The 23827-nt window shown below is 65.4% G+C and carries 3 protein-coding genes; all 3 read left to right on the top strand.

Annotation, left to right across the window (positions count from 1 at the left end):
• The first annotated feature begins 66 nt into the window (after positions 1-66).
• The 3 genes from CH289_RS00660 to CH289_RS00650 all read left to right on the top strand — a co-directional run bounded on the left by CH289_RS00660 (position 67) and on the right by CH289_RS00650 (position 23760).
• Positions 67-14001 carry a non-ribosomal peptide synthetase gene (locus tag CH289_RS00660; RefSeq protein WP_094726983.1) on the top strand — a complete coding sequence of 4645 codons (13935 nt, stop codon included), beginning with the start codon at positions 67-69 and terminating at the stop codon, positions 13999-14001.
• 263 nt (positions 14002-14264) lie between these two features.
• The gene (locus CH289_RS00655; protein ID WP_256976899.1) at positions 14265-20084 is read left to right on the top strand and encodes a non-ribosomal peptide synthetase; all 5820 of its coding nucleotides are present in this window, start codon (positions 14265-14267) and stop codon (positions 20082-20084) included.
• A gap of 337 nt (positions 20085-20421) precedes the next feature.
• On the top strand, positions 20422-23760 hold the full coding sequence (locus CH289_RS00650) for a non-ribosomal peptide synthetase (protein ID WP_179276695.1): 3339 nt from the start codon (positions 20422-20424) through the stop codon (positions 23758-23760).
• The last annotated feature ends 67 nt before the right edge of the window (positions 23761-23827 follow it).

The raw sequence follows: 23827 nt of genomic DNA, 5'->3' as shown, positions 1-23827 counted from the left end.
GCTGTCGTGGGAGTAGGGATAATCGACCGGGTATTCGACGCGTGTCGTGATCAGGAGGAGAAGTAGATGGTGTCTGGTGGATCCGGTTCGCACTCGACGGCGATCGAAGATCTACCTGGGCTCGTCGACCGTGTCGTCGCGGCCGAGCCCGACAGGACCGTCGACATCGGCGGCAATGTCGTGTCCTACGGTGCCGTCCAACTGGAGCTGACGAATCTGGATGCTGCCATGGGCGGGGTTCTCGGCGCCGACGCCCTCGTTCCGCTTGCGCTGTCGACGCTCGCTCCGGGAGCCGTCGAGTCGGCCGACGGTGGTCTGGAGTCCGTCGTCGCCGCAATCGTGAGCGACGTGCGTTCGGTTCTCGGCTCGGACTCCCTACAGACGGGTGTGGGGGAACACGTCACCTTGGCCACCCGTTTCCGCGATCGCGCGGACCGCACTCCGGACGCCGTTGCCCTCGAATTCGACGGCCGGACCCTGACGTACGGCGAATTCTCCTCTCACGTCGATCGCTTGGCTCGCCGACTCGTCGAACTGGGGGTCGGCCCCGATGTTCGAGTCGGCCTGTCCATCTCCCGCTCCGTGGACCTTGTGGTCGCGATGTACGCGATCGTCGAGGCGGGCGGCGCCTACGTCCCCATCGATCCGGGTCACCCTGCGGAGAGAATCGCCTACGTCGTCGGCATCGCCGAGCCGCTGCTCGTGCTCACCTCGTCGGGGGAGCACGTGGCGCTGCCGGACGGCATCCCGGTTCTGTCGGTGGACACCGAGCCGCTCGACGACTACTCGTCCGACCCGTTGACCGACGCCGAGCGGCCGTTCGGCCCGGCACGTCCGAGCAACACCGCCTACGTCATCTTCACCTCCGGCTCCACGGGACGACCCAAAGGTGTCGCCGTCTCGCACGAAGCAATCGTGGCGAACCTCGATTGGCGACAGGCAGCGTACCCGTTGTCCGACGCCGACGTCGTTCTGCAGAAGACACCGTTCACGTTCGACGTATCGGTGTGGGAGTTCTTCTGGCCGCTGCAGGCAGGGGCACGGTTGGTGATCGCGGCGCCGGACGGTCATCGCGACCCCGCCTACATCGCCGACACGATGCGTGCGCACGGGGTGACCACGACTCACTTCGTGCCCTCGATGTTGACGGTCTTTCTCGGCCAGTTCGACGGTTCGGACGAGCGAGACAGCCTGCCGGCACTGAAGCAGGTGTTCGCGTCCGGCGAGGCACTTCCGGCCAGCTCCGCTCGCCGGTTCCACGAGCTGTTCGACGCGGAACTGCACAACCTCTACGGTCCGACCGAGGCCGCCGTCGACGTGACCTTCCACCGGACCGACAGTGCCGACGCGGTGTCCGTTCCGATCGGATCGGCGGTGCCGCGCACCGAACTGCACGTACTCGACGAAGGCTTGAACCCGACGCCGCCCGGGGTACCGGGTGAGCTCTATCTGTCGGGTGTGCAATTGGCGCGTGGGTACCTGGGCCGCCCGGATCTGACGGCCGACCGCTTCGTCGCGAACGTGAACTCCTCGTCCGGCGAGCGGATGTACCGCACCGGCGACCTCGTGCGGTGGAACAACGACGGGGTGCTGGATTACCTCGGACGCACCGACTTCCAGGTCAAACTTCGCGGTCTGCGTATCGAGCTCGGCGAGATCGAGGCAGCGCTGCTCACGCTGGGCGAGGTTCGCCAGGCCGTGGTGGTCGTCGTCTCCGACGAGTCCGACAACGGAGTCGACGACAGATTGGTGGCGTACGTCGTCACCTCGACGGGCACGGCGGATTCCGAGCAGTTGGCGGCCGGAATTCGCGGCACGTTGCCGGACTACATGGTGCCGGCCGTGTTCGTCGCGCTCGACGAGTTTCCGCTGAACGCCAGCGGAAAGCTCGATCGTAAGGCACTTCCCGTGCCCGGCTCCGCGGACCTGGCGACCGAGTACCGCGCCCCCGAGAACGACGTCGAGCGCGCGATCGTCGCCGTGTTCGAGGACGTTCTCGGTGTCGACCGAGTAGGCGTCGACGACGATTTCTTCGCTCTGGGCGGCAACTCCCTGAGCGCGACGCGCGCGGTCGCTCGCGTCAACGCGGACTCGAAGGTCAAGGTCGACGTCCGCGGTTTCTTCGACACTCCGACGGCTGCGGGACTCGCCGCGTCGGTGGAGAGTGCCCTGGCGTCGGGAACATCGGCCACCTCCGTGCCCCTGACTCGACGTGAACGCCCCGACGTCGTCCCCCTGTCGATGGCACAGCAGCGCATGTGGTTTCTCAATCGACTGGACCCGACGTCGGCCGTCGACAACATCCCCGTCGCGATCCGGTTGTCCGGCGAATTGGACAAGGATGCGCTGACCACGGCAGTCGAGGACGTGGTCCAACGCCACGAGGTGCTTCGAACGCTGTACCCCGACACCGACGGTGTGGGCCGTCAGGTCGTCGCGGACATGGGTGACCGCACTCCGGAACTCGAGACCGTCGTCGTGAGTGAGCAGACCGTTCTGGACCGAGTCGTCGAGCTGGTGTCGGCAGGCTTCGACGTGACGTCCGAGGTTCCCGTCCGGTTGACACTGTTGGAACTGGAGTCGAGCGAACACGTACTCGTCGTGGTCGCGCATCACATTGCAGCAGACGGTTTTTCGATGGTTCCGCTCACCCGGGACATCGTGTCCGCATACGTGGCACGCACAGCAGGGGCGGCGCCGGAATGGGCGCCACTCGAGGTGCAGTACGCCGATTATTCGCTGTGGCAGCGAGAGGTACTCGGATCGGACGACGATCCGAACTCGCTCATCGCCGAACAGGAACGATTCTGGATCGGCGCACTCGCCGATAGTCCGGTCCAACTCGATCTGCCCTCGGACCGACGTCGACCGGCCGTGGCGTCGGGCCGCGGCGCGAACTACTCGGCCTTCGTCGACGCCGAGATGCGGCGCAGGGTCGAGACTTTGGCCTCGGGCCGAGGCGCTACCCCGTTCATGGTGGTGCACGCCGCACTCTCGGTGTTGCTGGCGAAGCTGTCGGGCACGTCGGACATCGTGGTCGGGACCCCGGTGGCGGGACGAGGGGAGCAGGTACTCGACGAGTTGGTCGGCATGTTCGTCAACACGTTGGTGTTGCGAGCCGACGTTCAGGACCGCCGGAGCTTCACCGAGTTGTTGAATTCCGTCCGAGACACCGATCTCGACGCCTTCGCGCACGCGGACGTACCGTTCGAGCGACTCGTCGAGGTTCTGGACCCGGCTCGGTCGCAGGCCCGTCATCCGCTCTTCCAGGTCCTCCTGGTGTTCCAGAACGTCGGTTCGACCGATCTTCGGCTCCCCGGTCTCACGGTGTCAGGCGTGGAGTTCGACACCGCTGTCGCGAAGACGGACCTGCAGGTGACCGTGTCCGATCGTGGGGACGGGTGGTCGCTCGATCTGACCTACGCCACCGATCTCTTCGACGAACCAACGGTCGCGGACATGGCGCGACGGTTCCTCCTCGTGCTGGACTCGGCCGTTTCGACGCCCGATCTGCCGGTGGCGTCCGTGGACATCGTCGACGAGTCCGAGCGGACTCGGGTGCTGCACGAGTGGAATGCGACCGACCACGTCGTCGCCGACGTCACCCTGCTGGACGGGTTCCATCGGGCAGTAGCGGAGTCTCCGCACGGGCAGGCACTGCAGTTCGGTGACGAATCGCTGACGTACGCCGAGTTCGCCTCCCGTGTCGCTCGGCTCGCGCGGTACCTGCTCGGACGGGGCGTCGGTCCGGAAGTGTTGGTCGCGGTTGCGATTCCACGCTCGCTCGACATGATGGTCGCGGTGTACGCGGCACTCGAGGCCGGCGGTGGGTACGTACCGATCGACCCGAGCCAGCCGGCCGAACGGAACCGGTACATTCTCGAGACCTCGCGTGCCTCCGTCGTACTGACGACGTCCGACGCCGATGTGGCCGGTGGAGTCGCCGAGACCGTTCGCCTCGACGGACTGGATCTGTCCGAGTTGTCGGGCGCCCCGCTGTCCGACGTCGATCGCCGAGCGCCCCGAGGCGACAACGTCGCCTACGTCGTGTTCACCTCCGGTTCGACCGGCAGGCCGAAGGGCGTCGCCGTATCGCATTCGGCCGCAGCGAACCAGACAGCGTGGTTCGCGGCCGAATACGGGATCAGCAGTCAGGACTCGGTGCTTCAGAAGACGCCGTTCACCTTCGACGTCTCGGTGTGGGAGTTGTTCGTGCCGCTCGCATCCGGGGCGCGACTCGTCGTCGCGATTCCGGACGGTCACCGTGATCCGGCCTATCTGGTGGATGTGGTCGAATCGGAGGGAATCACCGCGCTGTCCTTCGTGCCGTCGATGGTCGGTGCGTTCCTGGGAGAGTCGGTCGGCCGCGACCTCTCGGCTCTCCGCCTGATCCAACTGGCCGGGGAGGCCTTGCCGACCTCGACGGTGACCGCACTGTCGAAAGTGACCAACGCATCGGTGCACAACCTCTACGGCCCAACGGAATTCACTGTTCACGCGACGGCCCGTTCGGTCTCCGGCGCGGAAGCTCCAGCTGACGCATCCGTACCCATCGGCACCCCGGTGTGGAACACGGCTGCGTACGTACTCGACGGCAGTCTTCATCCGGTACCGGTAGGTGTCGCAGGTGAGCTGTATCTGTCCGGACGGCAGATCGCGCGCGGGTACTACGGCCGACCCGATCTGACCGCCGACCGGTTCCTCGCCGATCCGTTCGGCGGCGGGAGGATGTATCGCACCGGCGACCTAGTGCGCTGGAACCAACGAGGCGACCTCGAGTACATCGGCCGAACCGATTTCCAGGTGAAGCTGCGAGGACTGCGTATCGAACTGGGCGAGATCGACGCTGTCGCCCGTACCGTTCCCGGCGTCGCGGATGCAGTTGCCGTCGTGCGCAACGAGCGGATAGCGCTCTACGTCGCGTCGCCGGCGAGCGACCGTGTGGACGCGGCCGAACTGCGAGAGACGCTACGACGTGAACTGCCGTCGTACATGGTGCCGGCCGCGATCGTCGAACTCGACGAGTTCCCGGTCAATTCCGCCGGAAAGCTGGATCGTGGAGCACTACCCGAACCGCAGGTGGAAGCGGCAGAATTCCGCGCGCCGTCGACCCCCGTCGAGGAGATCGTCGCGAGCGTGTTCGGTGAGGTGCTGGGGGCCGACCGGGTAGGAGTCGACGACGATTTCTTCGCGCTCGGCGGAAACTCGTTGATCGCCACACGAGTCGTGTCACGGCTGGGTGCTGCGCTGAACACGACGGTTCCGGTTCGACTGATGTTCGAAACCTCGACCGTCGCAGCCCTGGCGACACGAATCGAGAGCGAGGCAAGCGGTGGGGCACGGGTACCTCTCGTCCCGCGTCCGCGGCCCGATCGTGTGCCACTGTCCCTCGCGCAGCAGCGCATGTGGTTTCTCAACCGACTGGACACGGAGTCGGCGGTCAACAACATCCCGGTCGCGATCCGGTTGTCCGGCCTGCTGGACAGACATGCACTGCACGTCGCGGTCGCCGACGTACTGGCCCGCCACGAATCTCTGCGGACGGTGTACCCAGAGGTGGACGGGGTGGGCAGCCAGGAAGTCGTGCCGACCCGCGCTGTCATCCCCGACCTCGCCCCCATCCCGATAGACGCCGACGAGCTTCCGGCAGCGATCGAGGAGACCGTGCTCGCCGGTTTCGACGTCACCTGGCGAGCGCCGTTCCGCGCGAGCCTGTTCGAGGTGTCGTCGACCGAGCACGTTCTGGTGTTCGTCGTCCATCACATCGCCGCGGACGGGTACTCGCTCGGTCCGCTGACGCGAGACGTCGTCCGGGCCTACACCGCACGCGCGGCAGGGCTGGACACCGATTGGGAACCACTTGCCGTCCAGTACGCCGACTACACGCTCTGGCAGCGGGAAGTGCTCGGCTCCGAGGACGATCCGAATTCGATCATCTCCGCGCAGAAGGATTACTGGCAGAGCGCGCTCGCCGGGCTCCCTGCTCAGTTGGATCTGCCGTTCGACCGTCGCCGTCCGGCCGTGGCGAGCAATCGCGGTCGAACCCACCGATTCGAGGTCTCCGGCGAGCTTCGCGCGTCCGTGGAACGGACCGCGCAGGAGCACCGAGCCACTCCGTTCATGGTGGTGCACGCTGCGTTGTCCGTCCTGCTCGCACGACTGTCGGCAACGTCGGACATCGCCATCGGTGCGCCCATCGCCGGCCGCGGCGACGCAGCGCTGGACGACATGATCGGTATGTTCGTCAACACCCTCGTCCTGAGAACGGACGTGGATACCGCGGCATCCTTCGAGGACCTGCTCGACACGGTGCGCCGCACGGATCTCGCGGCATTCGCCAACGCCGATTTACCGTTCGAACGCCTCGTGGAGATACTCGATCCGGCTCGGTCCGCAGCGCGTCACCCACTCTTCCAGGTAGCGCTCTTCTTCCAGAATCTCGGCCGATCCTCGTTGGAGCTGCCGAATCTGTCCGTGTCGGCAGTCGACTTCGACGCCGGGATCGCCAAGTTCGATCTGCAGGTCGCGGTCAGTGAGCCGGTCGACGGCAATGGATGGTCCGTCGAATTCGCTTACGCAACCGACCTTTTCGATCCGGCGTCCGTCGAGACGCTCGAACGGCGATTCCTCCGCGTTCTCGAGCAGATCACCGACGAGCCGACGGTGATCGTCGGCGATATCGAACTGGTCGCTGCGGACGAGGCGGAGTTGCTCGTTGCCGGATGGAACGAGACCGGACGAACCGTCGACGATGCGATGCTGCTCGACCGGTTCGCCGACGCCGCGCGCGAGACACCGAACGCCGTCGCGGTGGTGTACGAGGACGACTCTCTGACGTACGGCGAATTCGCTGCGAGGGTGGACGAACTCGCGCGCGTGCTGGTGGACGCAGGCGCGGGGCCCGACGCTTTGGTCGCCATCGCGATGCGCCGATCGATCGACCTGGTCGTCGGAATGTATGCGGTGCTGCGTGCGGGCGCAGGCTTCGTCCCCATCGACCCCGATCACCCGGTGGAGCGAATCGACTACATACTCGGTGCCGCACAACCGGTCTGCGTCCTCGTGCGCGGTCGGGACCTGTTCACACCTCCCGGGGCCGTCCGAGTGATCGACGTGGACTCCGCGCCGGCCGAGTTCCGGGGCGGCAAGGACGTGGTCCTGCCGCGTTCTCGTGCGTCTGCCGAGTCCGTCGCATACGTGATCTTCACGTCCGGGTCCACCGGCCGTCCCAAGGGCGTAGCAGTGAGTCACCGCGCGATCGTGAACCAGATGGAATGGATGCAGTCCGAGTACTCGCTCGACGCGTCGGACGTGTATCTGCAGAAGACCGCGACGACGTTCGACGTCTCGCTCTGGGGATTCTTCCTTCCGCTGAGAGTGGGAGCACAACTGGTGCTCGCCACCCCCGATGGTCATCGCGACCCCCGCTACCTCGCCGAGTTGATCTCGCAGCGACACGTGACGGTCACGGACTTCGTTCCCACGATGCTGTCGGTGTTCGCATCGGCGGTAGGACGTGCGGCGCTTCGGTCCGTGCAGCAGATCTTCGTCATCGGTGAAGCTCTTCCCGGAGAAGCGGTCCGTGACTTCGCGCGAGTCTCGGACGCGCGGGTGCACAACCTGTACGGCCCCACCGAGGCGGCCGTGTCGATCACGTACGCGGACGTGACCGACACCGCGATCGGCTCGGCTGTCACCATCGGGCGACCCGAGTGGAATTCCGCTGTCTACGTGCTCGATTCACGACTCCGGCCGGTCCCGGTCGGAGTTCCGGGCGAGCTCTACCTTGCCGGCGTCCAGCTTGCGCGTGGCTACCACGGTCGAGTCGACCTGACGGTCGATCGATTCGTGGCCAATCCGTTCGTGTCCCGCTCGTCCTCGGCCAGCAGCCGGATGTACCGGACGGGCGACCTCGTGGTGTGGCAATCCGACGGCACGCTCGAGTACATCGGTCGCACCGATTTCCAGGTCAAGTTCCGTGGGCAACGTATCGAGTTGGGTGAAATCGAGGCCGCGCTCGCTGCCCACCCGCGGGTGGGCTTGTCCGCCGCTGCGGTGGTGCAGACGAACACCGGTGACCAACTCGTCGGATACGTCGTTCCTGCGTCCGCCGAGGACACCGACATCGACATCGACGAACTGCGCGATTCGCTTGCCGAGGCGCTGCCTCGCTACATGATTCCCGGTGCGATCCTCACGCTCGACGAGTTCCCGTTGAACACCTCCGGCAAGCTGGACCGGAAGGCGCTTCCCGCCCCGACGGTCCATGCCACGCAGTTCCGAGCACCTCGCACACCGATCGAGGAGATCGTCGCAGACGTCTTCGCGGACGTACTCGGTCTCGAACGGGTCGGTCTCGACGACGACTTCTTCGAATTGGGCGGCAACTCGCTCGTTGCGACTCAGCTCGTGTCCCGACTCGGAGTCGCCCTCGACAGTCGAGTTCCGGTACGCATGGTCTTCGATGCGTCTTCGGTCGAATCCCTTGCGGCACGCGTGGAGTCGGGCTCCGGCGCCCGCCCCGCTCTGATCCCCCGCCCGCGACCGGACCGCATTCCACTGTCGCCCGCGCAGCAGCGCATGTGGTTCCTGAACCGTCTGGAGCCCGAGTCGGCGGTGAACAACATCCCGGCGGCGGTGCGATTGAGCGGTGCACTCGACGTCGATGTGTTGCGTGCAGCGATCGACGATGTCGTCGCTCGTCACGAAAGTCTGCGCACGGTGTACCCGGAATCTTCCGGAACCGGAATCCAGATGGTCCTTCCTGCCACGGCTGTTCGACCGGACTTCCGGCTGGAGCAGGTCTCCGAGGCCGACGTGGTCTCTGCGGTGACCACGATCGTGTCCGAAGGATTCGACGTCACCCGGTCGGTGCCGGTTCGAATTCGGCTGCTGGACCTCGGCAATGACGAGTACGTGCTGGTCGTCGTCGCCTATCACATTGCTGCCGACGGCTTCTCGATGATGCCGTTGATCCGAGACGTGGTGACGGCCTACGTGGCGCGCGGAGCAGGCGACGAGCCGGGATGGTCGCCCCTGCCGGTGCAGTACGCGGACTACACGTTGTGGCAGCGCGAAGTACTGGGGTCCTCGGACGATCCGACGTCACCCATGGCTGCCCAGGAACGGTACTGGCTCGAACGGTTGCGTGATGCTCCGGACGAGCCGGCACTACCGGTCGATCGTTCCCGTCCCGCCGTGGCCAGTGGGCGGGGTGCCGCCCACCGCTTCACCATCGACGCGAAGACGGTGGCAGCCATCGATTCCGTGGCAACCCGTGCCGGCGTGACTCCGTTCATGGTGGTGCACGGTGCGCTGGCCGTGTTGTTGTCGCGGGTGTCCGGTGAATCCGACGTGGTGGTGGGCACTCCGATCGCCGGTCGCGGTGAAGCCGAGCTCGACGACGTGATCGGAATGTTCGTCAACACGTTGGTGCTTCGAACGCCGGTGGCAGGAACCTCGACGTTCGTCGACCTGTTGAAGGTCGTCCGCGAAACGGACCTGTCCGCCTTTGCACACGCGGACGTTCCCTTCGAGCGTGTCGTCGAGGTTCTCGATCCACCGCGAGTCGGTGGACGACACCCGTTGACCCAGGTGCTGCTCACGTTCCAGAACTTCGCATCCACCTCGTTCTCGCTACCCGGTCTGAAGGCATCGTCGATCGACTTCGACGCCGCGGTGGCCAAGATGGACCTTCAGGTAACTGTCGGGGAGCCCACTGCAGGCCTCGACGGCGCACCGGTCCGTGAGGCCGAAATCGTCTACGCCACCGACTTGTTCGACGCGTCGACGATCGAACTACTCACCGCGCAGTTCGTCACGGTGCTCGGTGCGGTCGCGGCTGATCCTTCGGTCGTCGTCGGTGATATCGACCTCGTCGACGACGCGGAGCGAAGCCGATTGCTGGTGGAGCTGAACTCGACCGATCACGATCTGGATCCGTCGGCGACGCTGGTCTCGATGTTCGAGTCACGCGTGTCGATCTCGCCGAATGCAGTGGCGTTGACCTACGAAGGCGAGGCCGTCGCATACGGAGAACTCGACTCGCGTGCCAACCGCCTCGCGCGGTACCTCGTCGAGCGCGGCGTCGGTCCGGGCGGAACGGTGGCAGTAGCGGTCGGCCGGTCGATCGAGCTCATGGTCGGCATCTACGCGGTGCTGAAGGCAGGGGCCGCGTACGTTCCGGTCGATCCGTCGCAGCCGACCGAGCGAATCTCCTACATCCTCGACACTGCGGCCACCGCGCTGACCCTGACGACGACGCGTGATCGCGGAGAACTCGCGGGCGACGACGTGGTCGTGCTGGACGACGTGGACACGACCGTCCACCCCGACCGTCCCCTCACCGACGCCGAGCGCACGGGAGCACTCACGCCTCGGGATCCCGCGTACGTTCTGTTCACCTCCGGTTCCACCGGAAAGCCCAAGGGCGTCGTCGTCGAGCACCGTTCGATCGTCAACCGTCTGGTGTGGATGCAGGACGAGTACGAGCTGACGGTGGACGACACCGTGGTGCAGAAGACGCCGACGACGTTCGACGTGTCCGTGTGGGAACTGTTCTGGCCGTTGCAGATCGGCGCTCGACTGGTGATCGCACGGCCGGACGGGCACCGTGATCCGAAGTACGTCGCAGAGCTGATCGCCGCGGAACGCGTGAGCGTGGCGCACTTCGTTCCGTCGATGCTCGGGGTGTTCGCCGCCGAGCCGTCTGCGGCGTCGGACAGGTCTCTGCGGATCGTGTTCTCGTCAGGTGAAGCCTTGCCGACGTCGACGGCGCGTGCTCTCGCCGAGGTTCTTCCGTCCACCCGATTGGTGAACCTGTACGGACCGACGGAAGCGGCTGTCGACGTCACCTTCCACGAGGTCTCCGAAGCTGATATCGCCGCCGTCCCGATCGGTCGACCGGTCCACAACACGCAGGTGTACGTTCTCGACGCGCGACTGAACGCGGTCGGCGTCGGCGCGGTCGGCGAGTTGTATCTCGGTGGCGTGCAACTGGCGCGCGGATACTCGTCCCGCCCCGATCTCACCGCGGACCGATTCGTCGCGAACCCGTTCGGCGTCGACGGCGCGCGGCTCTACCGCACCGGCGACCTCGTGCGGTGGAACTCCGCCGGCGAGATCGAGTACATCGGACGGTCGGACTTCCAGGTCAAACTGCGCGGATTGCGCATCGAACTCGGAGAGATCGAATCCTCTGTGCTGCAATCGGATTCGGCTGGACAGGCGGTCGTTCTGGTCCGTGGTGACCGGCTGGTCGCCTACGTCGTTCCCGCAGCAGGTCGAGTCGTCGACGTGGACGCGATCCGGCGCACCGTCGCGGAGTCGCTGCCCGAGTACATGGTGCCCGCGGCGTTCGTCGTGCTCGACGAGTTCCCCCTCGGCTCAGCGGGCAAGCTCGACCGCAAGGCGCTGCCGGACCCGGCGCCCCAGCTGTCGGAGTTCCGTGAACCGACGTCCGAGGCTCAGGTCACGGTTGCCAGTGTCTTCACCGAGGTCCTGGGGCTCGAACGGGTCGGTCTCGACGACAACTTCTTCGACCTCGGCGGCAACTCGCTCATCGCTACCCAGGTCGTGTCCCGCGTCGGCGCGGCGCTCGATGCGTCGATTCCGGTCAGAACACTGTTCGATTTCTCGACGGTCGAATCCTTCGCCGCCGCAGTCGAGAGTCTGGCCGGCACGGGTAGCCGGGCACCTCTGGTCGCGACCGAGCGTCCGGCGAGGCTGCCGCTGTCGCTGGCGCAGCAGCGGATGTGGGTGCTGAGCACCATCGACCCGGAGTCGAGCGCGTACAACATCCCCCTCGCGGTGCGTTTGACCGGCGAGCTGAACCAGGATGCGCTCGCCGCGGCGATCGGCGATGTCGTCGCTCGCCACGAAACGCTGCGTACGACCTACCCGTCGGACACCGACGGTCCGGAGCAGAAGATCCTGTCACCGCAGGAGGTCGTGTTCGACCTGCGTCCCACAGTCGTCGACGGTGAAGAAGAGGCGTTCGAGGCAGTCGCCCAGCTGGTTCTCGGAGGATTCGACGTCGCGGCGACGGTACCGGTTCGTGTGGGGTTGGTTCAGCTGAGCCCGACCGAGCACGTGCTTGCCCTCGTCGTCCATCACATCTCCGCCGACGGCGCCTCGATTGCGCCGCTCGCCCGGGATGTCATGGTGGCCTACTCGGCCCGGACGCAGGGCACCCCACCGATGTGGACTGCGCTCCCCGTGCAGTACGCGGACTTCGCACTGTGGCAACGCCAGGTGCTCGGCGACACGACCGTTGGGGGATCGCCGGCGTCGACACAGCTCGACTACTGGAAGCAGACCCTCTCGGGAATTCCGGAGGCTGTCGATCTACCGACCGACCGTCCGCGTCCGCCGACCCAGTCGATGCGAGGGCACTCGACGCCGTTCCATGTCGACCCCGCGGCGCAAGCAGGATTGATCGACTTCGCGCGCGATCGTGGCACCTCGCTGTTCATGATCGTGCACGCTGGTCTGGCTGTTCTTCTCGGCCGTCTCAGCGGCAGCAGCGACATCGTCGTCGGAACCCCGGTGGCGGGACGCGGAGCCGCCGAACTCGACGATCTCGTGGGCATGTTCGTCAACACCCTCGCGCTGCGCACCCACGTCGACTTCGGTGGAACGTTCTCCGGTCTGGTCGACGACGTGCGGACGGTCGACCTCGGTGCATTCGGCAACGCCGACCTGCCGTTCGAGGAGATCGTCGACGCCGTCGTCCCCGCACGGTCTCAGGCACGCCACCCGATCTTCCAGGTTGCCTTGTCGTTCCAAAATCTCGAACGGGTGAAGTTGGAACTGCCGGGACTCTCGGTGGAAGGCCTGGAAGCGGGGGAGCTCGGCGCGAAGTTCGACCTGCAGTTCACCGTCGAGTCCAGGATGGACGACGCCGGCGAACCTGCCGGACTGTTCGGCTCGCTGCTGTACGCCACCGACCTGTTCGACGAGCAGACTGCGGCGTCGTTCGCAGACCGGCTGACGCGCATCCTCAAGGCTGTCGCGTCGGATCCGTTCGTGATCGTCGGTGATATCGAGATCATGTCCGACGAGGAAAGAGCTCGAACCGACGCGCAGACGACCTCGGCTGGGGCGAACGACGCCACGGCCGTCGCCGTCGAACGGTCGCTGCCGCAGGTGATCGGATCCGTGGTCGAGCTCGATCCGGAGGCTCCCGCGGTCGTGGACAACGGTGACGAGATGTCCTACATCGACATCGAAGGACGGTCGTCCGCGCTGGCGCGTGTCCTGGTCGACCGCGGTGTCGGGCCCGGTGATCGAGTGGTCGTCGACGTCGCGATGTCGGTGGACTGGGTAGTGACCGTGCTTGCGGTCGTGTTCGCGGGTGCCGCCGTGGTGGTGTCGGAGGCGGACACACCCGCTTCGGTACTCGGCACGAGCGCGGATGCGACGTGGGTGATCGGCACCTCGGCGTCGGACATGGCAGTGTCCCAGAAGAGTGACGGTGCGCAGCTCGTTGCGCTCGACGATTCCGCAGTGTCCGAGGCCGTGCAGTCCGCATCGCGTCGACCGATTGCGTACTCTGCGCGCACTCGACTGCTCGCCGTCGACGACGCGGCTGTCGTCGTGGTCGACGATCGAGCGACCGAGCCGTTCGTGATCGCCCAGAGTGAGTTGGTGGCGTCGTTGCTCGCCGCGGATGCACGACTGTCGATGACGTTCGAGTCACGGGTGCTCGCGGATGTCGCTGCGGGACCGCTCTGGCATCTGTCCACGCTGCTGTCGTCCGCTCTCGTCGGAGCGGCGTGGGTGGTACCTGCGGCCGACGTCTCGCTGAGCGATGCGGTCCTGGACGACTGGGTCACGCATGCGTTCGTCACCGCGGATCGAGTCGAGGAGCTGGCCGAGGAAGAGTCCGAGGACCTCCAGTTCGTCGTTCTCGTCGACGCACCGACAGAGAACGAAACCTCGGCCCGTGCGATCGGAGAGGCTCGGGTGACTGCAGGCGAACGAGCTTTCGGGCGCCACTAGGGAGCGGTCTCGGCCCGGCCGGGCGGACCTTACCGCGCAGTAACGTCGTCCGCTCGGCAATCGATGAACGGTGGGGTACGCAATCTGCGGTGCCGAGTGCATCGAACCACCTGTAGTTCGCATACCGGTGTGGATGTAACCGAGCTTCGGCCCCAGGGCCGAGCGTCGATCGAAGGGGCGAAACGGAACGTGTACGTGCAGTCAGCAAAAATGGACATCGTGTACTGCATGGACTGCACCGGCTACCGCACGGACCGCGACGCATGAGCGACGACCGACCCTCGGATGTCGACCGTGCACGGTCGACGCGCAGACCCAGGCCTCCACGACCCCGCAGGGTACGGAACACGTCTCCGCTGCTGCCTCAGTTGCTCGCGGCGGCCGTCGAACTGGACCCGTCGCACACCGCGTTGGTAGCAGGAGACATCGAGCTGTCCTACGCCGAGCTCGATCGTCGATCGTCCCGGATCGCACGCGTGCTGATCTCGTCCGGAATCGGGCCGGAATCGGTCGTCGCGATCGGGATTACTCGATCGATCGAATCGGTGCTGTCGGTGTGGTCCGTCGCCAAGACCGGAGCCGCGTTCCTACCCGTCGACCCCACGTATCCAGCGGACCGAGTGCAGCACATGATCTCGGACTCCGGCGCGCGAGTCGGCCTGACCACCAGCAAATTTCGGGACTCTCTGCCCGACGAGTGTGTGTGGACGGTCCTCGACGACGCAAGATTCCAGACCGAACTGGACCGCGTCTCCGACGAGCGAATCTCGGTGTCGGATCGGACCGCAGTACTCCGTAGCGACAATCCGGCGTACCTGATCTACACGTCGGGCTCGACGGGTCTGCCCAAGGGCGTCGTCGTGACCCATCGTGGACTCGCCGACCTCACGGCCGCTCAGAAGGCCGATTACGGGCTCACCAGCCAGGCACGCACACTGCACTTCGCATCACCGAGCTTCGACGCGTCGGTGCTGGAACTGTCGATGGCCGTTGCCGCCGGTTCCACGATGGTCGTGGCACCGACCGACATCTACGGTGGAGCGGAACTGGGTGCCTTCCTACGGCGGAACCGCATCACCCACGCGTTCGTCACACCCGCAGCCCTGGCGTCGGTGGAACCGGTCGACCTGGACGACTTGGTGGCCGTCGTGGTCGGCGGTGAAAGTTGTCCACCCGAACTCGTCGAGGCGTGGGCGCCCGGCCGCTCCTTCTTCAACGCGTACGGGCCGACCGAATCCACCGTCGCCAGCACCATCTCGCCGGCACTGAGGCCCGGAGATCCCGTGGTCATCGGTAAGGCGATCGTCGGAACGACAGCGCACGTTCTGGATCGCCGGCTGCGCCCCGTTCCTACCGGCGTCGCCGGTGAGCTGTATCTGGACGGCGCCGGTCTGGCGCGCGGGTACGAGTCACGTCCGGGCTTGACCTCGTCTCGCTTCGTCGCGAATCCGTCGGCCGATCAGGGAACACGGATGTACCGAACGGGGGACGTCGTTCGTGTCACGGCCTCCGGTGCTCTCGAATATCTCGCGCGGAACGACTTCCAGGTCAAGGTCCGCGGGTTCCGTATCGAACTCGGCGAGATCGACACCGCGTTGTCCTCGCACGACGCCGTGGCGTTCGCGGTGACCGTCGGAGTTCCTGGACCGACCGGAGACACTGCGCTCGTCTCCTACGTCCGTCCGGTCGTAGGCCACGAGATCGATGCCGCCGAGCTCACGGCATTCGCCGGCGGTGTGCTGCCCAAACACATGGTGCCCGCGTCGATCATGCAGATCGACACCGTTCCGCTCACCCCGTCGGGCAAGCTCGACCGTGACGCGCTTCCCGAACCGGTGTTCGCGAGTCGTGAATATCGTTCTCCCGAAACAGCGTCCGAGCGCGCGGTGGCAGCGGTGTTCTCGACGATTCTCGGGATCGAACAGGTCGGGCTCGACGACGACTTCTTCGAACTGGGCGGCAATTCCCTGTCCGCGACCAGACTCGCGGCGAGAATCGGCGCTGCCACGGACGTCAACATCGCTGCAGGTGAGGTGTTCCAGGATTCCACGGTCGCCGGCCTGGCTCGGGCTGTGGACGCAAAGGCAGGAGCTGCTCGCCGCATCGCGTTGGGAGAGCTGCCGCGTCCTGATCGTATTCCGGTTTCGTTGGCGCAGCAGCGCATGTGGTTCTTGAATCGGTTCGACGCGGAATCTGCCGCGTACAACATTCCCGTCGCGATCCGGTTGTCCGGCGCTCTGGACGTCGATGCGTTACGGGCTGCGATCGACGACGTGGTGGGACGGCACGAGCCGTTACGGACGTTGTATCCCGAGGACGAGTCGGGGCCGGTGCAGAAGATTCTGCCCGCCGCCCAGGCAGGTGTCGATCTCGAGGTCGTCGATGTCGATCCTGGTGAGATCGTGTCTGTAGTGCGAGCATTGGCGGCCACATCCTTCGATGTCACCGCCCAGGTGCCGGTTCGGGTGCGGTTGTACCGGTTGTCGGAGACCGAGTACGTGTTGGCGTTGGTGGTTCAGCACATCTCCGCCGACGGTGGATCGATGGGTCCGTTGACCCGCGATGTGATGGTTGCGTACGGTGCCCGGTCTGCCGGTGGGGTTCCGGGGTGGGCGCCGCTGGAGGTTCAATACGCAGATTTCGCGATCTGGCAGCGTGAAGTTCTCGGTTCCGAAGACGATCCGAGATCGATTGCGTTCGAACAGTTGTCGTTCTGGAAGCAGGAGCTCGCCGGGCTTCCGGATCAGCTGGAGTTGCCGACGGATCGGCCGCGACCTGCTGTGCAGTCCTTTACCGGCGGGAAGATCGATTTCTCGATGAACGCCTCGGTCCAGGAGTCGTTGTCGGCGGCGGCACGGTCGAGCAACGCGACGTTGTTCATGGCGGTGCACGCAGCGTGGGCGAGTGTGTTGGCGCGGCTGTCCGGTTCGGTGGACATCGCAGTCGGGTCGCCGATCGCAGGTCGCGGTGAAGCTGCCTTGGACGATCTGATCGGAATGTTCGCGAACACGCTGGTCTTTCGGACCGAGGTGGATCCGTCGGCGAGCTTCGAGCGGACGTTGGCTGCTGTGCGCGAGGTGGACGTGCGTGCACTGGCGCACGCGGACGTTCCGTTCGAGCGGCTCGTCGAGGTGCTCAACCCCGCGCGGTCCACTGCACGTCATCCGCTGTTCCAGGTCGGTCTGTCGTTTCAGAACATCGAGAAGGCGGTGCTCGAACTGCCAGGGCTGTCGGTGTCCGCGGTCGATGCGGACGCCGAGGTCGCGCAGTTCGATCTGCATCTGATCGTCTCCGACCAGTACGACGAGGACGGTAATGCGACAGGGATGGGCGCCACCCTGAAGTACGCGACGGCGTTGTTCGACGAGGACACCGCCCGGTCGATCGTGGATCGGTTCGTCGCGTTCGTGACTGCGGTGGCGTCGGACCCCTCCGTCGTCGTGGGTGATGTGGACATCATGGGCGCGAGTGAGCGCGAGCTCACGGTGGTGACGTGGAACGAGACGGCGCACGAGATCGATTCGGGGGCGACTCTGGTGGTCGCTGTCGACTCGGCAGTGTCCGGTCGTCAGGATGCGATCGCGTTGACGTTCGGGGATCGATCGTGGTCCTACCGGGAGTTCGACGAACGCGTGAACCGTCTTGCTCGATATTTGATTTCGTGTGGTGTCGGGCCCGAATCCACGGTCGCGGTCGCCATCCGGCGGTCGGAGGTGATGGTGTGGGCGATGTTCGCGGTGGTCAAGGCGGGCGGTGCGTACGTGCCCGTCGATCCGGATCAACCCGCGGACCGTGTCGGATACATCGTCGGGTCCGCCGCGCCCGTGGTGGTGTTGATCGCCGGTGGAGACGGTGCCGAGTTCGCCGGCGCGTCGATTCCGGCCGGGCAGCGGGTCGTCGACATCGAGGATCTGGACCTCGGCGGCGTCGACGGTACGGCGGTGACGGATGAAGATCGGGCGGTGCCGTTGCGCCCGGACAACACCGCGTACGTGATCTTCACGTCCGGCTCGACCGGTCGCCCCAAGGGGGTCGCGGTGTCGCATCGTTCGGTGATCAATCAGCTCGAATGGATGCGCGCCGAGTACGAATTGGACGAGTCCGACGTCTTCCTGCTCAAGACTGCTGCGACGTTCGACCTGTCGGTGTGGGAGTTGTGGTCGTGGGTGGTCGTGGGTGGTCGCCTGGTGATCGCCACTGCGGACGGGCACCGCGATCCGGTGTATCTGTCGACGCTCGTGCAGCACGAAGCAGTGACGACATTGCACGTCGTGCCATCGGTGCTCGCGGCGATGGTGGAGGCATCGGGTGGGGCGTTGCCGTCGTCGATTCGTCGGGTACTGGCCATCGGTGAGGCGTTGCCTGCGTCGACTGCGCGGACGGTGCTCGGCGGCGGAAACCTCCGCCTCGACAATGTGTACGGTCCTACCGAGGCCGCGGTGTCGGTCACGTCGATCCAGCTCGAGCTTCCGATCCACTCCGTCGTACCGATCGGCCGGCCGGAGTGGAATTGTCATGTGGCCGTGTTGGATTCGCGTCTGCATCCGGTTCCTGTCGGCGTCGTGGGCGAGCTGTACCTGTCCGGAGTGCAATTGGCTCGGGGATATCAGGGTCGGTTCGACCTGACCGCGGATCGGTTCGTCGCCGACCCTGCCGGGAGTGGTGAGAGGATGTACCGCACCGGTGATCTGGTCCGGTGGCGAGCCGACGGAGTACTCGACTACATCGGACGCAGTGACTTCCAGGTCAAGATCCGTGGATTTCGAATCGAACTGGGCGAGATCGAGTCCGTGGTCGCCGGTGTGCCCGGAGTTCGTGACGTCGCCGTTCTGGCGCGGTCGGACGAGCGGCTGGGGGACCGCCTGGTCGCGTACGTCGTGGGATCGTCGGGTGACGTCGATCCAGGTGCGGTGAAAGCGGCGGTGGCCGAACGGCTTCCGTCGTACATGATCCCGGCCGCGTTCGTCGTGCTGGACGAGTTGCCTCGGAACGTCAACGGAAAGCTCGACCGTGCTGCGTTGCCCGAGCCCGAGATGGAGGTGCGGGAGTTCCGTGCACCGACATCGCCGACAGCGCAGACGGTGGCCGACGTGTTCGCGGACGTGCTCGGAGTCGAGCAGGTCGGCCTCGACGACGACTTCTTCGAACTGGGTGGCAATTCGTTGGTGGCCACCCAGATCGTGGCTAGGTTGAGCACGGCGGTCGGCTTCCAGGTCCCGTTGCTGTGGATGTTCTCGGGATCGACCGTCGACGCGTTGGCGCGCAGAATCGACGAAGGACCTGCGGTCACGGACGCCCGGACAGCATTGGACGTCGTGTTGCCGATACGACCCTCGTCGTCCGGTCGTCGACTGTGGTGTTTCCATCCGATAGTGGGCGTGTCGTGGTCGTTCGGAGGGTTGGCGCAGACGCTGGCGTCCGACATCGGCATCACCGCACTGCAGTCACCGGCACTGACGGAGCCCGAGTGGGCTCCGAGATCCATAGCGGACTGGGCCGACAGGTACGTCGACGAAATTCGACGCGTTCAACCGGAGGGTCCGTACGAACTCCTGGGATGGTCGCTCGGGGGTGTCCTGGCTCATGCCGTCGCAGTGCGGTTGCAGAAACAGGGGAGCACCGTTCGACTTCTGGCGATGATGGACAGCGCGCTGGGCGGATCGGAAGAAGCAGCCGACGTCGCCGCGCGTGCCACCCCCGTGACGATGTCGCACCTGTTCGGCGCACTCTTACCGGATGCCACGTTCGACGGTTCGGATGTCACCGCGGAGTCCATAGCTGCCGCCGTTGCCACTCTCCCCGCTCCGTTCTCCGAGATCTCGGCGGAGCGAATAGCCGACGTGGTCTCCGGCGCAGAGGAGGCACGCTCCCTGCTGGCCGGGCACGTGCCCGAGGTCTTCGACGGTGACGTGGTGTACTTCACCGCCGGAGTAGACGATCCGACGGGCAGAGTCGGCGCAGATGGATGGCAACCCTTCCTCACCGGCCGGGTGGACAATCAGGTGGTCGAAGAAACTCACTGGAGAATGGCATCTGCTCGCGCATTGGCCATTGTCTCGAAAGTGGTGAACTCGTCGAAATAGTGCATAACAATCGAAAGTATTGTTATGCACTTTTCGATTCGACTTCGATCCTGTTATTTCGGACATTCGACCGTATGCGGCTTGTTCGGGCGACTGTCTCAGAATCCAAAACCTCAGTGTGACTTGGCTGATGCGCTGTTCGCCGCGCGGTCGGCGGGTGTTCGCCGAACCTTTTCGTAATCGTGTTGTAATAGTTCGTCGAGTCCGGGTGAGCATGTTTCCAACGAAGCCTGCCCACGACGAACGGCGGGCGACCTGGCCACGAGGCGGCGTCCAACGAGCACGGTCGAGGGGTTGTTCACGTATGAGTTCGCGGTCCACGTCGTCGAGTGACCGAGTGAAGGGTGAACGAAAGGATCGCGGGCAACGGGGACGTAGACCGGCCCGTAGTCGGGTCACGCTGCTACCGGCGTTGCTGAGTACCGCGGTCGAACGAGATCCGAGCGCCGTCGCGATCGTCGACGGCGAGCGGACGGTCACGTACGCCGAACTCGACGCCCGGTCGTCCAGGCTTGCTCGGTACCTCATCTCCGGCGGAGTCGGCCCCGAAGTCGTGGTCGCACTCGCTCTGACTCGATCGATCGAGTCGATCGTCGCGGTGTGGGCCGTCGTCAAATCGGGAGGCGCCTTCCTTCCGGTCGACCCGTCCTACCCGGCCGAACGCATCCGCCACATGGTGACCGACTCGGGCGCGAGCCGAGGGCTCACCCTCACCGAGCATCTGTCGTCGTCCACCATGCACCCGGCCGGGCTACCGAATGCGTGCGCATGGACCGCGCTCGACGACACCGAGACGGGGGCGCGCCTGGGCGAACTGTCCGACGAGCCGGTGTCCACGAGCGAACGAACCGGTACCCTGCGTGCCGAGAACCCCGCGTATCTTATCTACACCTCCGGCTCGACGGGCACGCCGAAAGGGGTGGTGGTGACGCATGCGGGGCTGGCAGCCCTGTGCGCTCAGGCAGTGCGGACGCTCGACCTGACCCATCGTTCCCGGACACTGCATTTCACCTCACCCAGCTTCGACGTGTCGGTGTTCGACTATCTGATCGCGATCGGCTCGTCCGCAACGATGGTGATCGCGCCTCCGGACAACTACGGCGGCGAAGAACTCGTCGAGCTGCTTCGCCGAGAACGCGTCACGCATGGCTTCTCGACCCCTGCGGCCCTGACATCGGTGGACGGTAACGGACTCGACGACCTGGAGGTTCTGGTCGTGGGAGGCGAGGACTTCGGGGCCGATCTGGTCGCACGGTGGGCACCCGGCAGGTCGCTGATCAACGGGTACGGACCCACCGAGGCCACGATCTTCGCGACGATGTCCGATCCGATCCGGGACGGTTCCCCCGTGACGATGGGCCGCCCTGTCGACGGAATGCGCGCTCACGTTCTCGACGCGCGTCTCGCGCCTGTTCCACCGGGGGTCGCTGGGGAGTTGTACCTTGCCGGACCCGGTGTGGCCAGGGGATATCACGGTCGCTCGTCGTTGACCGCGGCGCGATTCGTGGCCGACCCCCGCGATTCCTCCGGTGGACGTATGTACCGGACGGGCGACCTTGTTCGCAGTACGTCGTCCGGCGGTCTGGAGTACCTCGGCCGCAACGACTTCCAGGTGAAGATTCGCGGATTCAGAATAGAGCTCGGTGAAATAGACGCTGTCCTTCGATCTCACCCGGACGTCGATTTCTCCCTCACGACAGGCGTCGACGCCGGTGCCGGAACCACTGCGCTGGCGTCCTACGTTCTGCCCTCGAAATCCGCAGCACCCGACGCCGCTGAATTGAAGGAGTGGGCGGGCCGGTCACTGCCGTCGCACATGGTTCCGTCGGCTGTCGTGCTGATCGATCACGTGCCGCTCACCGGTGCAGGCAAAGTGGATCGTTCTGCATTGCCGCAGCCGGAGTTCACCGCGCGTGAGTTCCGTGAACCGTCGACGTTCGCCGAGAAAGCAGTTGCCGCCGTGTATGCGGAACTGCTCGGCCGCGACCGGGTGGGCGCGGACGACAACTTCTTCGAACTCGGTGGGAACTCGCTGATCGGAACCCAGGTTGCAGCACGTGTCGGATCACGGCTCAACTGCTGCGTGCCCGCCCGGTTGTTGTTCGACGCGCCGACGGTCGCAGGTTTGGCTCGCGAAATCGCAGCGATGACCGAGAGATACGGGGAGCGCACTCGACTGTCGGGCCACCTGGATGCGGACGCTGTCGACCTGGCTGTCGCCGACCTGGTTGCCCGCGAAAAGTTTCGTCGGACATATCACCTGGCGGACGATCCGAGACCGGATCCGGTGACCTTCGGTGCTGCCGGTGCGCCGTCCACGACGACACAGCGGGCCACCCTGGTCCCGTTGTCCCCCAATCAGGAGCGGCTGTGGGAGGACAACCGTCTTTCGCAGACCCACGCGCGCAACATTCCTGTGGCCGTACGGATGCAGGGAGAACTGGACGTCTCCGCGTTGCGTGCGGCGGCACTCGATGTCGTCGACAGGCACGAGGTACTTCGAACCGTCTATCCGGATGTCGACGGTGTCGGACACCAGAAGGCAGTCGCAGCCCGCGACGTTCGGCTCGACCTCGAACCGATCGACGTCGACGAGAACGACATCGTCTCCGCGGTGGAGAAGGTAGCGGCGACCCGCTTCGACGTGACCGCCGAGGTCCCTGTGCGAACCGCGGTGTTGAGGGTATCGCCGGTCGACCACGTTCTCGTTTTCGTCTTGCACCACATCGCCGGTGACGGATTCTCGATGCGTCCACTCACCACGGACGTGCTGACCGCGTACGTCTCGCGAACAGACGGCCGTACGCCCGAGTGGGAGCCGCTGCCGATCCAGTACGCCGACCATGCCCTGTGGCTTCGAAGCGTCCTGGGTGACCCCGATGATCCAGAGTCGCTGGCACACCGACAGGTCGAGTACTGGCGGTCGCGATTGGACGGCCTCGCGTCGGCCGGACGTGTCCCGACCGATCACGCACGTCCGGCGACGGTGACGACGTCGGGTGCGAATGTCGGCTTCGTGATTTCCGCGGACGTTCGTCGAACCGTGGAAACGTTGGCCGTGGAGAACAACGCATCGCTGTTCATGGCCGTACACGCTGCAGTGGCAGCAGTGCTCGGTCACGAATCAAGATCCGACGACATCGCCGTTCGAATTCCCACGGCCGGTCGAGGGCTCGCAGAACTCGACGGGCTCATCGGGAAGTTCAACAACTCGGTGGTGCTGCGAACGCGTGTCGACCCGGATACCGCGTTCACGGACCTGCTCGCGCACAGTCGCGCCGTCGACCTGAGTGCTCTGGAGCATGCAGACGTGCCCATCGACGACGTGCTGAGCCGAGTCGACACCGGTGAACTGCCCGTTCAGACGACGGTCAGTTTCCAGAACCTCGGGTGGCCGGGCTTGGAACTGCCTGGCTTGCGGATCACACCGGTCGATTTCGATTACGGGGTCAGTAAATACGAGCTTCAGCTGGTGTTTCAGGACGTGTCGGGTGACGCGGGCGACGTCGCGCTGGCAGGAACCGTGCTCTATGCGACCGACCTGTTTCGCGAAGAAACGGCGGAACGACTGGCAGCCGGCGTCTCACGTCTTCTCGACGCCGTGTCGATCGACCCGTCCGTGACCATCGGCGAGGCCCTCGCACCGTCGGTTCCCGGTGCGACCAGAGGAGACTGACGGTCAGGGAAGTTTCACAAAACGCCCAGCCCCGACCGGAGACGACGCGTTCGTCACAGTATCGTGG

This window comes from Rhodococcus sp. RS1C4, from assembly GCF_002258225.1.
GTDB classification, from domain to species: Bacteria; Actinomycetota; Actinomycetes; order Mycobacteriales; family Mycobacteriaceae; genus Rhodococcoides; species Rhodococcoides fascians_E.
The sequence above is the reverse complement of the archived record's forward strand: the minus strand, read 5'-3'. Positions and strand labels throughout refer to the sequence as shown.

Coding starts and splice junctions, on each gene's coding strand:
- CH289_RS00660 (WP_094726983.1), top strand. CDS start 67: ATGGTGTCTGGTGGATCCGGTTCGCACTCGACGGCGATCGAAGATCTA.
- CH289_RS00655 (WP_256976899.1), top strand. CDS start 14,265: ATGAGCGACGACCGACCCTCGGATGTCGACCGTGCACGGTCGACGCGC.